Genomic DNA, 14,286 nt, shown 5'->3' with positions numbered 1-14,286 from the left:
GGGTCTTTAAGTTGTGCTTGTCCAAATTGTTCTTGTGCCCAAAGTTTAGCGTCTGAATGTGTCATCTTAGTGTTTCAATGAGGAATACTAAGTGCTCAGATCGCACACACGTGAAAGAGTTCAAAAAAAATCCCCAAACTACAAGCTTGGGGATTTGTGTATAAGAGACAGGCTCATTGCGGGTTAATTTTTATCGCCCTAAAACGAAAAAGCCGCCCGAGGAAGGGCGGAAAAGTCAGCGTAGGCACTGAACAAAAGGAGCGTTAAGGATTAAATTTGACTACGTTAGGCTCACCTCATTCATTGGGCTGCTTTCATATTCATTTCGTAGGTCTATCCCCGTCCGATATTCAACAATGTCTTCTATCGTCAAAACTGGCATCTCATGACGTTTTGCAAAAGCAATGGTTTCAGGAAGCTTTGCCATAGTGCCGTCTGAGTTGGTCAGTTCGCATAGCACACCGGCAGGAACAAGGTTAGCAAGATACATTAAGTCAATCGTCCCTTCAGTATGCCCCCGACGAGTCAATACACCATTGGTTTTGGCAACCAAAGGAAACACGTGCCCAGGCCTTGCAAGATCATCTGGTTGAGCGTCAAAGTAGATCGCTGTTTTTACCGTTGTCACACGGTCTTTTGCTGATACACCGGTTGTCACACCTTGTTTCGCCTCAATAGACACCGTAAAAGCTGTTTGGTTTTTACTTCGGTTATCTTCGACCATAGGAGGCAATTCCAGCCAGTTCGCTCGTTCTTGAGTTAAGCATAGACACACAATACCACTGCACTCTCTTATCATTAACGCCATTTGTTGATCAGTAAGGTGCTGCGCTGAAAAAATGAGGTCACCTTCGTTTTCTCGGTTCTCATCATCCATTAATAAAACACCGTTTCCATTTTTCAATGCCTCAATCGCCCTTTCGACTCTTTGCAGCGGATTACCAAACTCTTCTAAAAGTGATGTAGAACTCATGATTTCTTCTCCTTGAAACTTGTTATAAGTAAGCGAATGCGTCAGCGTAAAGTTGGTCGAGTTCCGCGCCTCTTTCCTTACAAAACCAATTTCGAGCGACTTCCACCATTTTCCCGGGACCACATAAGTAGATATCGAACTCAGATAGATTGCGAAAATCATTCATCACGCAATCGAGCACTTGTCCATGCTTTGCATATTGAGGTGAATTTGAAACTTCAGTAATAGGGACATAGCTGACATTTTTGTTTTCTAGCGCAATATCAACGAGCTCATCATGCACGTAGAGATTGTCCATGTCCTTTGCTCCCCAATAGACATAGATCGGTTGGGTAAACCCGCGCTGCAGACTGTTTCTTAAAATGCTCAGCGTGTATGACATGCCCGTCCCACCAGCCACAAGTAACAGTGGTTTTACACTTTGGCTTCGCAGCCAAGCTTCGCCTCTTACTTCACTCACTTCTAACTTTTTACCGCTGAACCAAGCATTAGTCAGCTCTTCCATTACGAGAATATTCTTATTGCGCGGTTCTGAGCCTCCAATATGAAGTTCCAGAAACCCACCTTCAGACGGGCAAGAGGCGATAGAAAACGGCAGGCTGCCGAAGCTTAAGCTGACGTTAATGTATTGGCCTGCTTTAAAATCAAAAGGTTGGTCCGGTTTTAAAACCACACGGAAGATACAGCTAGTCAGTGGTTCTATCTTTTCTATCGTACATAACATGGCATTTATTCCTTCACGTCCTTCACTGTAATGGCTTGAGACAGGCTAAGTGCACATCCCTTTAGCCCTCTAGTATTAACCCGTCTGACGATCTCAACCGTTGTGCCAGGCCTGTCACCCTGCTCTTCTCTTACAATTCCGATATCATCAGTGACCAAAAAACAAGGGTAGCTCACCGCTGATGCATCCATATAACTCATTAGGCCCGGCTCTCCATTAGACACGGGTTTGAGCGTAATAGGGTTCAACGCTCTAGCGAACACCCAAGGAGGCACTCTCTTTTTATGTTCGTTGTCTTCAAAAAAGCAGGTATTTAGCTCCACTTGGTTGAAGGTATCTCGGATCTGCTGCGCGCTATCTAAGCCAAAAGTGTCTAGCAGAAGCTGATTAAAGGCCTCTCGGTCGAGTGATTGGTCTTGGTGCTTCTTCCAGCCCCCACCGGTAATAATATAGAGCTCACTGCCACCATTGAAATCCTGCCCTTGTTCACGCATGAAGTGGCAAAGCAAGTAGATAAAATAAGGAGGACCAATAAGACAGATTGTCTTACCCTTTTCTTTAATCCGCGCCATATTTGCTAACGTGGCTTCGAAATCGATTTCATCTTCATTCACCGTAAAAGCCGTCGGATAGAGCAGCTCCACCAAGCTCATCACGTATTTAAACCAAATATTATTGGCGCTAAAACGGTCAGGGCCTAAGTTGACCAGTTCCATTTGATGATCGAACCAGTCACCGACATAGTTCATACCGAAATTGACCGAACCAAGCAGGCGCTCTATGCTCAGTCGGTCTCTAGCAACCACACTTTTTATTCCACTGGTACCACTGCTTGTGAATCGATTTTCAACGTCAGTGTCATCAATCGTAAGCAACGTTCTTAGTTTAAAAATTGAAGTTGGGAAAACGGGAATATCATTAAGGTCAGAGATATCGCTTGTCACGCCTAATGATTGACAAAAATGGCGATATTCCTCGTTATTCTGGTAATGATGTCGGTAAGCCTCTTTGACGAGGCGAGAAGTCAATTGCTTTTGTTGCTGCAAAGACCACTGCTGCGGTGTACCCATAAAAATCAAGTCATCGATTTCTGTGCTTGCCGCGATATTTTCCTGCTTGACCGCTGAAAGTACGTCCATATAAATGCCTATATACATAAGCGCGATTGCGCATAGAGATGGAGAAAGGGGCGTCAATGTAGCCCCTTTATGCGTTGGTATGATCTTAAGCGTGGTATTTCACAATATTGGCATTCACAACATCGATGACCGCTCTTTGCTGCGTCTTATCTGCGATTGACTCAAATGACATCAATACATCAGAAGCACCACAGCATTCGATTGCGATACGTGCTGCTTGTGTACTTTCTTCATAAGTACCAATTGCATTTTCAGACAACAATTCGGACATTTTTGTGGAGAAGTCACTATTTGGGTAAGATTCGCGAACATACTCTGCTAAGTACTCATGCGTTTCTGCTCTTGCTTTGTCACCATCAGGATTCTGGTTGACTAAAAGAGTCAGCTTATGACGTACGCTCGCAATATCCACACCGTGTTCGTTTGCAATATCGTTGTAAAGCATCGCGTATTCTTGGCGTAGTGCATTGGAGTCATCCCACTTAAACACAAGGGCGAGACCTCGCTTCGCTGCCCATTCAACCACTTCTTTACTTGTGGCATTCACAAACTGAGCGGGACCGCCTTCGGTATAAGCATGCGGATTTACAGAAATTTTTGGAAAACTGAAAAAATCGTTGTCTGGGTGGCAATAACCCGTTGAAAAAGCATCATTGATGATTTCATAACATGCTTCAAACACCTTAAACTGCGCATCGGTCGGACGATTGAAGAAACGCATATCAGTACTTTTTTCGCAATCACTAAATCCAAAAACAAAGCGCCCTTCACTCATTTGATCAAGCAAGCAAGCCTCTTCGGCAACGCGGACAGGATGATGAGTGGTGATGACATGATTCAAAGAAGCGACTTTGAGATGTTGAGTCATACCAAGTAAAAAACCCGCAACCGTCAACGGTGCCCCAACGGCTCCATAGTTCGAAAAATGATTTTCATACACAGCAACAGTATCAAAGCGAAGCTGGTCGGCGTAATGAGCGGTATCTAACATCTCTTCAATGACTTGGTCTGAAGAGCGTTTTGAGTTCAAAAAATTGAGGAAGAATAATCCAAATTTCATGTCCCTTTCCTTATCGAAAATAATTATTACTGTTTCTCTTTGAGGTATGGCATCACATCAGATTGAAAGAGCTTCATAGATGCGATGATTTCTTCTTCTGAACCGTTAGCTTCAAAGCCGCAGCAAATGTTGTTGATGCCCGTAGCATCAATATCCTGCTGGATAATTGCGATGCATTCTTCAGGCGTGCCTACTGGATTGATTTCGTAGCTGTAATCAATACGACGATTCGTGTCTTTATGACCTTTCAAAACAAAATCGCGCCATTGGCCTTTGTTAAAGTCGTACCCTTTGGTCTGATTGGAGTCGTCAAAAATGGTGGTGGCATTCACGTAAGAGTCATACCAATGGCCAAGGAAGTTTCGGCAAATGTCTTTGGCTTTCTCTGAGTCATGATCAACCGAAGTAATGTAAGACAGGCAGTGGTCAATTTGGGTAACGTCGTAGCCATGCTCCGCCGCGATTTCATTGTAAAGATCGAGCTGGGCTTTCTTTTCATGCGTGTTGATGATCCAACTTAAAATCATCGGTAGACCGCGTTGTGCTGCCCATTCCGTTGTAGATGCTGACTCTGCTACCACATAAACTGGAGCTCCGCCTTTAGTATGTGCTGCTGGATTCAGTTGGACTCTGGGAAACTTGATATGCTCGTTATCTGCCGCCATGTAGCCTTCGTTAAAACCTTCCTTCATTAAGTCATACCAACAATCCATCAACGCACGGCTGTTATCCATGTCAGTACCAAATACACGAAAGTCTTTATCGTACAACCCGCGACAAATACCAAAGCGGAATCGCCCTTTCGACATTTGATCAAGCAAGTTCACGTCTTCAGCTTGTCGAACAGGATGTGCCGTTGGTAATACAATCGCAGCGGTACCAACATTAAGGTTTTGAGTCGCACCAAGTAAGTGCGCGGCAGCCACATATGGGTTACCTAATAACCCGAACTCGGTAAATGATGCTCTAGTAGCCAAACGGTATCGAAACCACAACCTTCAGAGGCTTTGCCAAGATTAACCAATCGCTTCATCACTTCTGTCTGATCTAACTCAGGTGGTTGGTAAGTGAGAAGGAAATTTCCAAATTTCATAACGTTTCCTTATTTATTGGTGTAACGGGTAAGCGTTAAGCCATTTCTGGCGAGCGACTTTCGATTTCTGCTTTTAGACGGCGCTCATTGACCGTCGCGATGGTGAGCTGCTCGAAGTCAGGCTCGACAAAATCAACATCGATTTCTAAACGACCGCCATCCATCGCGATCGCGGCTTTCGTCACGGATTGATAAAAGTTGCGGAGGACGACTAAGTTCTCACCTAAGTCGTGGGAGCTCCCAAGCAGGGAGTACAGTTTGCAATTGCCACTACTGATCTTTCCGAGCATACCGTACACTTCCTCTTGCTCTACCCAATCATCGTTGTTGGCAGTAAAAGCAATTAACGGAACGGACGTATTGGCCACCTTGGCAAGCGTAGATTCCAATGTATCCCAATGATGTTCAAAACAATCTCGAACAAACACTTCAGAGCCAAGCTTGTGCCCTTCGAAATCAAGATCGTTTGGCAGCTCATCGATAGGTAAGCTGAGATAATCAAACCCAAGTGCTTTTTCCAGCGTGTCACGCAGATTGACGACACCAACAGCAGTAATGAGGAAAGACAGTTCAAGATCAGCAATGACCTCATACACCACACGAGCTGACAAACTTGCCGCAATAAGGCCGATGTTCGACATGCCCTTTTGTTGCAGCCAGTGATAGACCGTGCATAAACTGTTTTTTCCGGTGGTCATCGTAAACTCATCGATGGTACCTGAACTCAAACCGACATGGTGAAGTGAGTCATAACGGAAAACATGGAACCCATTTTCAGACAAGTATTCTGCGAGACCTGCGAAATGATCCATTCTTCTGGCAAACCCAGAAGCAATAAGAATGGTATTATTTTTTTGGGGCACACTTTCATTCGGTAGTGTTTCCCAGACATGAATTTCCTGACCATTATTCACGCTCAGCACGTGAGAAATAGTCTTGCATTGGTTTTTCATTATAAATTTCCTTATTTAAGGGACGAAAACCAAGAACTTATCTTCTTCAAGAAATCGGGTTTGCTCTATTTCTACAGATACATCCTTGGTGGTGAAACTATATGGCCTTTCATGAGACACAAATCGAACTAAACGTTGTAGTGGTCGCATCGCATCATGTGCGCCGCCTGCTCTAAATATATTGTTCATTCCGGATTCAACTATTCGCTCAACACCTTTTTGAGCAAATATATCTCGGTATTTAATTGATGCATCCCAAGGGTAAAACGAAATTGTTTGAGTTTTATGCTTAGCGATATAATCAACAACATCTTCAACCTTGTTTATTTTGTGAATATAAACACAACGACTTAAAGGCTGGTTATATTCAACACCAGCTTCTGATTCTATAATCATCCACTTATTATCTGGTTCCGATATAACATTGAGACCTGAGAATTGACACTCTAGCCGAGTAAAGGAAAATAAAGCCTCTTCATCAAAGCTTTGCTTGGACTTAGGGAGTATATTTTCATAAAGACATAGTTTTTCTACTAACTTATCTTTAAAAGCTTCGTAGTTATTCCCACAAAAATATATATTTTGAGTAGAGAAGCAAGCATTTTGGTCATAAAAGCAAATATCATGAGCGACGCCGGAAGCGGCCTCATCTAAGTTGGTCGGTTCATCTAAAATGGTAAAACTTTTTTTAGGACCAAACTTCAAAACATCAATGTGTGAAGGCGAATGCTTAACGGCCCAATCAATTGCATCCTGCCCGCCCCAAGCAACAACTGCATCCATATGACTAATTAGCTCTTCCGCAATTGTCGTATCTGCCTTATGGGGCCAATAGACGACGGAGAGTGACTTGGAAATCGGGTGTTCTGGGTTCACATCAATGAAGCTCATTGCTAGCGCATGGGCAGTAAACGGATCAGAAGCCGACATTCGAACGATACATTGATTCTTGGTCAAGATGCCGCGCAATATCGATGTCACACCAGAGAGAGGGACATTACCCGCAAGCAAATGCATGACTCGTCCTTTCGGAAAGGCTTTTACATAGCACTCTCCTTGAGGCAACCATTCATCCTGAATATGAGCAGACCCAAGTTCTGTATTAATAATGTCGTACAAGGCACTTTTAGAGCAGAGAATCATCGCGATCCAATTTGCCTCTAACTTCGCCATTTGTGGTGAGTAACCTAAATAAGTAATTAGAGTCCTAATATATGCCCTTCTTCTTGAATATTCTTCATTCTTCCAACGTTGACCCACTGTATAAAGAAAATTGATAATATTATTTACATTTAGATCACTCAAAAAGTCATAATGAAGTATTTGTGACAAAACTTCATGGTTCAGAGAATCTATCTTTACTTTTTTTCTTCAAAAGTGATCTCATAACCTTTTCCTTCAGTAGAAACTATTTGACCATTTATAATCAATGGTAAGTGTTTTTCCATATCAAAAGCTCTCCTTCTAATTTGGAAAAACATTAGTTCTTAGAATTTGAGATTGAAAGAAATTTCATGTCAAAATACAAATAATATTACATCAATCAAACTAATTAGGTTTTATATAAACTGATGGCATTATAGTTTATATTGATTATAGTTATTCATGAAATTTAAATAGGTTATAAATTTCAGTTATTTCTATTGTTAGACTCATCAAATGTTTGATAATGATAACCATTAACTCATGCATAAATACAACATACTTTAATTAGAATCTTTTCTTGTAAAGCAATCTAGGCCAAGTTAGCTCAGGCGCTTAAACAAAAGCACATATGGAAAATATGCAAAACAATGCATAATCTATAAAATTAGATACACAAAATCACACCATACACACCGAAAAGACCATGCATAAAAAAGGGGCTTAGGTGGAAAGTTTGTTCAAAATTACCCCGCCACGCATTAAAACCTAAACTTAAGCATCGCTACATTTAACGATTGCCCCAGAGTGGTTTTAAATTTTCAGAAATCGACATCAATTAAATTTTCATTTTGACTTTCAGATTAGAAATTGCAAAAAGCGGAAAACTTAATTCTTATATATCAACAACTTAAAAGTGGCACATTCCTTTCATTGCATATATTACAAATCAATGAGAGGGCGAATCATGAAAAGGACATCACTACTACTCGGGTCTCTTCTGGTAAGCGCATACGTCAACGCTGCACCGTTTGATACCTGCCCAAGCAAGGCATATTTGTTCCAATCGACACCAACTCAGGTTTACGGTATTAACCTAGTTACGGGCTCAACAACGCTATTGCAAGGGGATACAGGAATCTCCAGCAACATAAATGCCGTCGGATTCGATTTCACCGACCGTTATATCTACGGATATGATACAACTGAGAACCGCGTGGTCCGACTCGGGCAAGATTTCCAGGCTGAAATACTAAACGTCAGCGGACTGCTTGGTATGGGTAATCACTTTTTCGTTGGCGATGTTTATGATCATGTGTACTACCTTTATCGAAAAAACAAAGGCTTATACAAGATTGACCTGTCACCACTTGACACTGACCCAACAGCCCAATTGTCATTGGTACAAATAACGTCAACCGCTACCGTAAATCTTACCGACTTTGCATTCCACCCTGATGATGGTGCTTTGTACGGCGTAGACAACAACACCGGTAAGCTCTACCAATTCGATAGAACAAGTGGAGCGACAACACTGATCGGCAACATTGGCGTTACTGGTGTATTTGGGGCAGGTTACTTTGATGTTGATGGTAACTACTACATGTCACGTAATTCTGATGGTAAGATTTTCCGCGTCAGCTTAACCGCAGAAAACGTAGCTGCAGGTACTGTCACCGCTGTTGAATTTGTATCTAACGGCCCTGCATCTAATCAAAATGATGGCGCTCGTTGTGCTAACGCTCCCATCATTGACCCTGAAGAACCTATCGATTTCGGTGATGCTCCAGACACCTACCACACAACACTGGCTTCGAATGGTCCACGTCACGAAGTTGATGGCATTACTTGGCTTGGTTCAATTGCTCCAGACGGTGACGTTGGTGGGCAAGCGGATGATAACGCGGTTGACACAGCCGATGAAGATGGCGTTGGTTTTGTTGCTGCTCTCGACCCAGGCTTGAGTTCCGTTATCGAAGTAACCGCATCAACAACAGGCTATCTATCCGCTTGGTTTGACTGGAACCGCGATGGTGACTTTGATGATGATGGCGAGCAAGTCTTCACCAATGAGCTTCTCGCTGCGGGTAGCAACTCCCTTCCATTTGTTGTTTCTGCCGCTGCGACCGCCGGTTCAAGCTGGAGTCGTTTCCGTTTTAGTCAACAAACTGACCTTAACTACGATGGTGGTTCAACATCAGGCGAGGTGGAAGATCACCCAATCACAATAACGGCTAATGGTTACGCTGTGGAGCACTTCCCAGCAGTAGACGATTACGCATCCGTTGCTTATGAAGACAACTGGCCATATACAGCGGACTATGACATGAATGATGTCGTTGTTGACCTACAAATCACAGAAACCACGTTGGCTGGTCATGTCGAAAACATCAAAATCTCGGGCAAATTGGTCGCTTACGGTGCCACCTATAAAAATGGCTTTGCTATTCGATTACCTAGTGTATCACGAAGCAGTATCGAAACCGCGTTGACAACACTGACATTTGATGGTGTTGAGCAAGCGTCAAACGGACTGGAAAGCATCTCTGATGAAGCAATATTTATCATTGGTGAAGACATGAGTGTTCACGCCGCCAGCAGCGGTGGATGTACTTTCTTTAGAACCGAATCTGACTGTGATACCAATACTGCACTGTTGGATTTTACCCTCAACATCTACTTTACAGAAGGTTCTGATCGCTCTGCGATAACCGATATGCCATACGACCCGTTCATCTTTGCAACACCAAATACATACCATGGCGACGGCATCACTTTCCAACCAGGTCGTAAATGGGAAGTGCACTTACCTGGACAAGCACCAACTGAGCAATTCGATACATCCTTATATGGTCGAGGTGTCGATGCAAGTTTGAATGGCTCAAACAACTACTTCAAAACAGCCACTTACCTTCCTTGGGCTCTACTTATTGTAGAAGACTGGGAGTGGCCTTTAGAACGAATTGACATGGTTGAAGCCTACCCTGCATTCCAAACTTGGGCTGAGTCTGGAGGTACAGAGAGCGAAACCTGGCACCAATCACCAACAGCCGACAAGTGCTACAACCGTCCATAGGGAGATAATATTATGAAATACTTAACCACAATCATTATGGGATTAGCACTAACGGCATGTGGCGGTGGAGGCGGCGGTAGCAGCGACGATGATAGTTCAACACCACCACCAGCACCACCTCCAACAACAGTGACGGTTCCGGAAGAAGAGACCACCATGCAGGATTTAGTGGTACCAGAAGGCTTTAACTACAATCCAGTGAAAGAAGGCACACTTAGTGTCGATATCAGTGGTTTCTCTTCTCAACGTGCGCATTTAAGCTTGTATAAGGACTTCCAAGAAGACAGCGCAGGTAACTACAAAGCCAGTTACCCCAGCAAAGTGGCTTCTATACCCTTGAGCAATGGCCAAGCAGATTTTGATTTCAATATCTCTGACAGCCAAGGTGATTTACTGGTCGAGATTTGGTTTTACGATGGCACTGACCCAATTCGACGAGTTATTTCCACCAGCGATACGAGCTTAACGTTGTAGTCTCTGACCAAACCGAAAGGTAATAACGGTACGAACAACAAGCTTTACCGCATAATTGTCCATACTTTAACTTAAAAATCGCATCGTTCTTTTGAACATGCGATTTTTTTATTGTAAAACAGAAGGATTACTGAAGATGCGGGAAAACACGTTGGACAACCCCAAAACCTACATTTTTGTCTTTTCAGGTACCATACTGCTGTTAGTTTTTGTGCTTTGGTTAACATCATCAGAGAAAAACCAAACCGTCACTACAACGGTGATAAGTAATACATTAACTCAATCGCTTGACGGACAACGCCGATACTTAACCATCGATTTACCTGAACAAGGTCAAGCACCTATCTCGGTCCCTGTAACGGTAGATTGCCCAGTAGGTTCAACGGTGACATTCAACCAAACCACAGGTTCTCTCTTCGAGCAGCCGCTCACATTTTTGAAATGCGAATAAGCCTATTCTGCTCATTTATACAACGGCTTCATGCCATGGTAAGGAAGCACAAAACATGCAAGCACTGATTACTGTCAATGAATTACAACCACTCTTAGGTAAACCAAACCTTAAGCTCTTAGATGCGAGCATTGCTTTTCAAATTCCATCCGAAACAACGAAAATTCAGAACCAATGGATTTCTGGTACGCAGCGTTTTGATTATGACAATAACTTTTGTTTACCGAATTCCCCCCTTCCCCACATGATGCCAACGGAAGCTGACTTCAATAACCGCGCACAACAGTTGGGGCTGAATAACGATGATCTCATCGTGATCTATGACAACTCAGGCACGCTAGCAGCACCAAGAGCATGGTGGATGTTAAAAGCAATGGGGCATAACAATGTTCGTGTTTTGAATGGCGGTTTACCCGCTTGGATTGACGCGGGTTTCCCTGTCGTAGAGACGCTTGTACAACCCAAAGAGCAAGGTGATTTTTCTGGCAAATTGGATAAAAAGGCATTTTTGGATGCCCAAGCGGTTCTTGGCCACTCAAATCACCAAAGTGCAAATATTATTGATGCTCGTTCCAAGGCTCGTTTTTTAGGTGAAGTGCCAGAACCTCGAGAAGGTCTACGCAGTGGGCACATTCCGCATGCGGTTTGCTTGCCGTTTCAAGAACTATTAACGGACGGTCACATTAAGCCAAATTCAGAGTTGCAACAGATATTTAGCGAACTAACAATAAATAATGACAAATCAATCATTTTCAGTTGTGGTTCTGGTGTCACTGCGTGCATTTTATTACTAGCAGCGTATCAATTAGGCATGCAAAAACTATCGGTTTATGACGGGTCATGGACAGAATGGGGCGCAGACCAATCCCTACCTATCGAGTGCTAATTTAGGAGTCATCAAAATAATATGATCGGATTAAAGAAGAACATTTGGACGCTGTACATAACGCTTTTCGCAATTAGCGTCGGTTTGTTTTCTTTATTTGGTCATTATCACTACGAATCCACCCTCGATAAATACAAAGACAAACAGCTCTTACAATTGGAGCTGTTTGCTTCATCGGTCGATTCACTCTTTAAAGCACAAGAAACCCTTCTTGAAGTTGTCGGTCATCAGCTTGTTGAGCAAAATGACTTCACGCGCACCGCCTCCCTTCAGATGCGTCCGCTGCTAGACAATCTTATGAGTATCCACCCAGCAATCGCTGCATTTGGTTTAACAAACCCTCAAGGAGATTACCTTGCAATAAGCTCCAACTTAGATTTGCAAAAACTAAAGAACCTCAATCAAAATCCGCAAACCAAAGACACATTCATTGCCGCACTTGAATCTAATCATATGGTCGTTGGACGCACGTATTTTATGCCTGCTCTCGATTCATTGGTGATCCCAATTAGAAAAGCAATTCGTGATAAACAGGGACGAGTCACTGCTGTAATGACGGCAGGCTTCAAAATGAATTCTTCCTTGGTCTTTAGAAATGATATTCATGCCAACGAGCACAATCGCGTTTCCCTAGTACGTGAAGATGGCTACTTAACGTTTACATCCGCAGAGCAGGCGACGGTTTACAGTTATAACCATCCTGCTGATGGCCATAAAAAATCAATCGTTTTTGAGCAAGTAGACAAAAAATATGGCTGGAGCCGAGATACTGTCAAATCACTAGCGAGCGCGGTAAATATTGTTGCAGATGACCCTAGAATCAATCAACTCGTGACGTTAAAGTATTTGCCTGACTATAAACTTTGGGCTTCTTCATCTACTGATCTCAGATATATCCAAAGTGGATTCTTTGAGCAATTCGCTCTTTATTCCATCGTATTCATTTTCATTCAAGCTGGTTTTTATGCGCTCGTCCGCTCCATTGCGAACAACGAATTGGCGACGCGAGAGAAACTCTTATATCAAGCGCACCATGACCACCTCACTCTCCTGCCCAATCGTGAATATTTGCGAACCCACATCGGTCGCTGGCTAGGAGGGGCTTCCAACCCTTTTACTCTGATGTTTATTGATGTCGATAACTTTAAATCGGTCAACGACACACACGGCCATGAATTTGGCGACGAAGTGTTAAAACAAATCGCTCAGCGCCTAAAAACGTTTGAAGCGGAAGGACGATTGATTATCCGAGAAGCCAGTGATGAGTTCATCCTTCTTGTCAATCTCGTAGATAAAGCCAGCATCAATACGCTTGCTAGCGATCTCATCGCTTATTTATCCGAACCTTACATTGTTAAAGACAACCAATTCTTACTCAGTTGCAGCATTGGTATTGCACTTTACCCATCCCATGGCAACAACCTAGATGCACTGCTTCGCTCAGCCGATATTGCGATGTACCAAGCGAAAAAAGAGCGAAACACCTACAGCTTGTTTGACCAACAGATGCATGTAAAGCACTTGCACAAAATGCGCATCGAACAGCGTTTAAGACTAGCCATCGAGAGACAAAGCCTGTTTATGGTTTATCAGCCTCAACTGAACGTAAATGGGCAGGTTTATGGCGTGGAAGCGTTGATTCGCTGGCAAGACGAAGAGCTTGGTTTTGTACCACCCAATGAATTTATTCCTTTGGCCGAAAGCTCTGGTTTAATGGTTCGTCTGGGAGAGTTGATAATAGAAAAAAGCCTTATTGATATGGCAAGGTTGATGGCAACTTCACACCAACCGATTCAAATGTCGATCAACATATCGGTCAAGCAATTTATTCAGGTGAACTTCGTCGACAATCTCCTTGCATCGATTGAAAAATATGGTGTTGACCAAAATCGAATTACGTTGGAGATAACCGAAAACTTGTTCATTGAGGATTTGGACAAGTTCGCACCGATTTGCGAACGCTTACACCAATTAGGCTTTAAAATTTCACTGGATGACTTCGGTACGGGTTACTCTTCTTTGAGTATGCTGAAAGCCCTTCCAATTGATGAGGTAAAGATTGATAAAAGCTTTGTCGATAACATCGAAGAGGATGAAAAAGCCCTCAACATGGTGCAAAACATCATCGCCATTGGTAAGAATTTTGGTATGAAGGTCTTAGCGGAAGGTGTAGAAACAAAGCAACAACGTGATCAGCTTGCTGTTTGTGGTTGCGATCTAATCCAAGGCTACTTCTATTCCAAACCACTGCTTTTTGAGGCGTTGATAGAATTTGCACAACAAAGCAGCAATGAAAAAGCCGTCGCAGAATAAC

The 14,286-nt window shown here is 43.1% G+C and carries 10 protein-coding genes and 2 pseudogenes; 5 read left to right on the top strand and 7 right to left on the bottom strand.

Annotated features, from left to right (window positions below; all coding sequences use genetic code 11):
• Window positions 1–280: 280 nt before the first annotated feature.
• The 7 genes and pseudogenes from ribB to OQJ86_RS13420 form a co-directional block, all read right to left on the bottom strand.
• Window positions 281–973 (bottom strand): 3,4-dihydroxy-2-butanone-4-phosphate synthase, encoded by a 693-nt coding sequence (gene ribB, locus OQJ86_RS13450; protein ID WP_171374447.1) that lies wholly within the window; start codon window positions 971–973, stop codon window positions 281–283.
• 22 nt (window positions 974–995) lie between these two features.
• Window positions 996–1,697 (bottom strand): NAD(P)H-flavin reductase, encoded by a 702-nt coding sequence (gene fre / locus OQJ86_RS13445; RefSeq protein WP_265988067.1) that lies wholly within the window; start codon window positions 1,695–1,697, stop codon window positions 996–998.
• Between the two features lie 5 nt (window positions 1,698–1,702).
• Window positions 1,703–2,836: a long-chain fatty acid--CoA ligase gene (locus tag OQJ86_RS13440; RefSeq protein ID WP_265988066.1), complete on the bottom strand. Its 1,134-nt coding sequence runs from the start codon at window positions 2,834–2,836 to the stop codon at window positions 1,703–1,705.
• An 85-nt stretch (window positions 2,837–2,921) separates the two neighbouring features.
• Window positions 2,922–3,896, bottom strand: coding sequence for an alkanal monooxygenase (locus tag OQJ86_RS13435; protein ID WP_265988065.1), 975 nt, complete (start codon window positions 3,894–3,896; stop codon window positions 2,922–2,924).
• A 26-nt stretch (window positions 3,897–3,922) separates the two neighbouring features.
• Window positions 3,923–4,989 (bottom strand): annotated as a pseudogene (locus OQJ86_RS13430) (alkanal monooxygenase).
• Window positions 4,990–5,024: 35 nt separating this feature from the next.
• Window positions 5,025–5,942 (bottom strand): acyl transferase, encoded by a 918-nt coding sequence (locus OQJ86_RS13425; RefSeq protein ID WP_265988064.1) that lies wholly within the window; start codon window positions 5,940–5,942, stop codon window positions 5,025–5,027.
• Window positions 5,943–5,957: 15 nt separating this feature from the next.
• Window positions 5,958–7,390: pseudogene (locus OQJ86_RS13420) on the bottom strand (aldehyde dehydrogenase family protein).
• A 662-nt stretch (window positions 7,391–8,052) separates the two neighbouring features.
• On the opposite strand from OQJ86_RS13420, the gene OQJ86_RS13415 reads away from it, so the two are divergent.
• From OQJ86_RS13415 to OQJ86_RS13395, 5 genes are all read left to right on the top strand, one after another.
• Window positions 8,053–10,161, top strand: a complete 2,109-nt coding sequence (locus tag OQJ86_RS13415; protein ID WP_265988063.1) for an LruC domain-containing protein — start codon at window positions 8,053–8,055, stop codon at window positions 10,159–10,161.
• A gap of 12 nt (window positions 10,162–10,173) precedes the next feature.
• Window positions 10,174–10,635, top strand: a complete 462-nt coding sequence (locus tag OQJ86_RS13410; protein ID WP_265988062.1) for a hypothetical protein — start codon at window positions 10,174–10,176, stop codon at window positions 10,633–10,635.
• Between the two features lie 151 nt (window positions 10,636–10,786).
• Window positions 10,787–11,086: a hypothetical protein gene (locus OQJ86_RS13405; RefSeq protein ID WP_265988070.1), complete on the top strand. Its 300-nt coding sequence runs from the start codon at window positions 10,787–10,789 to the stop codon at window positions 11,084–11,086.
• Window positions 11,087–11,141: 55 nt separating this feature from the next.
• Window positions 11,142–11,972, top strand: a complete 831-nt coding sequence (locus tag OQJ86_RS13400; RefSeq protein WP_265988061.1) for a sulfurtransferase — start codon at window positions 11,142–11,144, stop codon at window positions 11,970–11,972.
• A 21-nt stretch (window positions 11,973–11,993) separates the two neighbouring features.
• Entirely contained in the window at window positions 11,994–14,285 is a 2,292-nt protein-coding gene (locus tag OQJ86_RS13395) for an EAL domain-containing protein (RefSeq protein WP_265988060.1), read from the top strand.
• Window position 14,286: the final 1 nt, after the last annotated feature.

Origin of the sequence: Vibrio sp. Sgm 5 (genome assembly GCF_026241575.1) — a bacterium.
Lineage (GTDB): Bacteria > Pseudomonadota > Gammaproteobacteria > Enterobacterales > Vibrionaceae > Vibrio > Vibrio jasicida.
The sequence above is the reverse complement of the archived record's forward strand: the minus strand, read 5'-3'. Positions and strand labels throughout refer to the sequence as shown.

What these genes read in the sequence shown, in the direction of transcription:
- ribB (WP_171374447.1), bottom strand. Translation starts at nt 973, where the DNA reads ATGAGTTCTACATCACTTTTAGAAGAGTTTGGTAATCCGCTGCAAAGA.
- fre (WP_265988067.1), bottom strand. Translation starts at nt 1,697, where the DNA reads ATGTTATGTACGATAGAAAAGATAGAACCACTGACTAGCTGTATCTTC.
- OQJ86_RS13440 (WP_265988066.1), bottom strand. Translation starts at nt 2,836, where the DNA reads ATGGACGTACTTTCAGCGGTCAAGCAGGAAAATATCGCGGCAAGCACA.
- OQJ86_RS13435 (WP_265988065.1), bottom strand. Translation starts at nt 3,896, where the DNA reads ATGAAATTTGGATTATTCTTCCTCAATTTTTTGAACTCAAAACGCTCT.
- OQJ86_RS13425 (WP_265988064.1), bottom strand. Translation starts at nt 5,942, where the DNA reads ATGAAAAACCAATGCAAGACTATTTCTCACGTGCTGAGCGTGAATAAT.
- OQJ86_RS13415 (WP_265988063.1), top strand. Translation starts at nt 8,053, where the DNA reads ATGAAAAGGACATCACTACTACTCGGGTCTCTTCTGGTAAGCGCATAC.
- OQJ86_RS13410 (WP_265988062.1), top strand. Translation starts at nt 10,174, where the DNA reads ATGAAATACTTAACCACAATCATTATGGGATTAGCACTAACGGCATGT.
- OQJ86_RS13400 (WP_265988061.1), top strand. Translation starts at nt 11,142, where the DNA reads ATGCAAGCACTGATTACTGTCAATGAATTACAACCACTCTTAGGTAAA.
- OQJ86_RS13395 (WP_265988060.1), top strand. Translation starts at nt 11,994, where the DNA reads ATGATCGGATTAAAGAAGAACATTTGGACGCTGTACATAACGCTTTTC.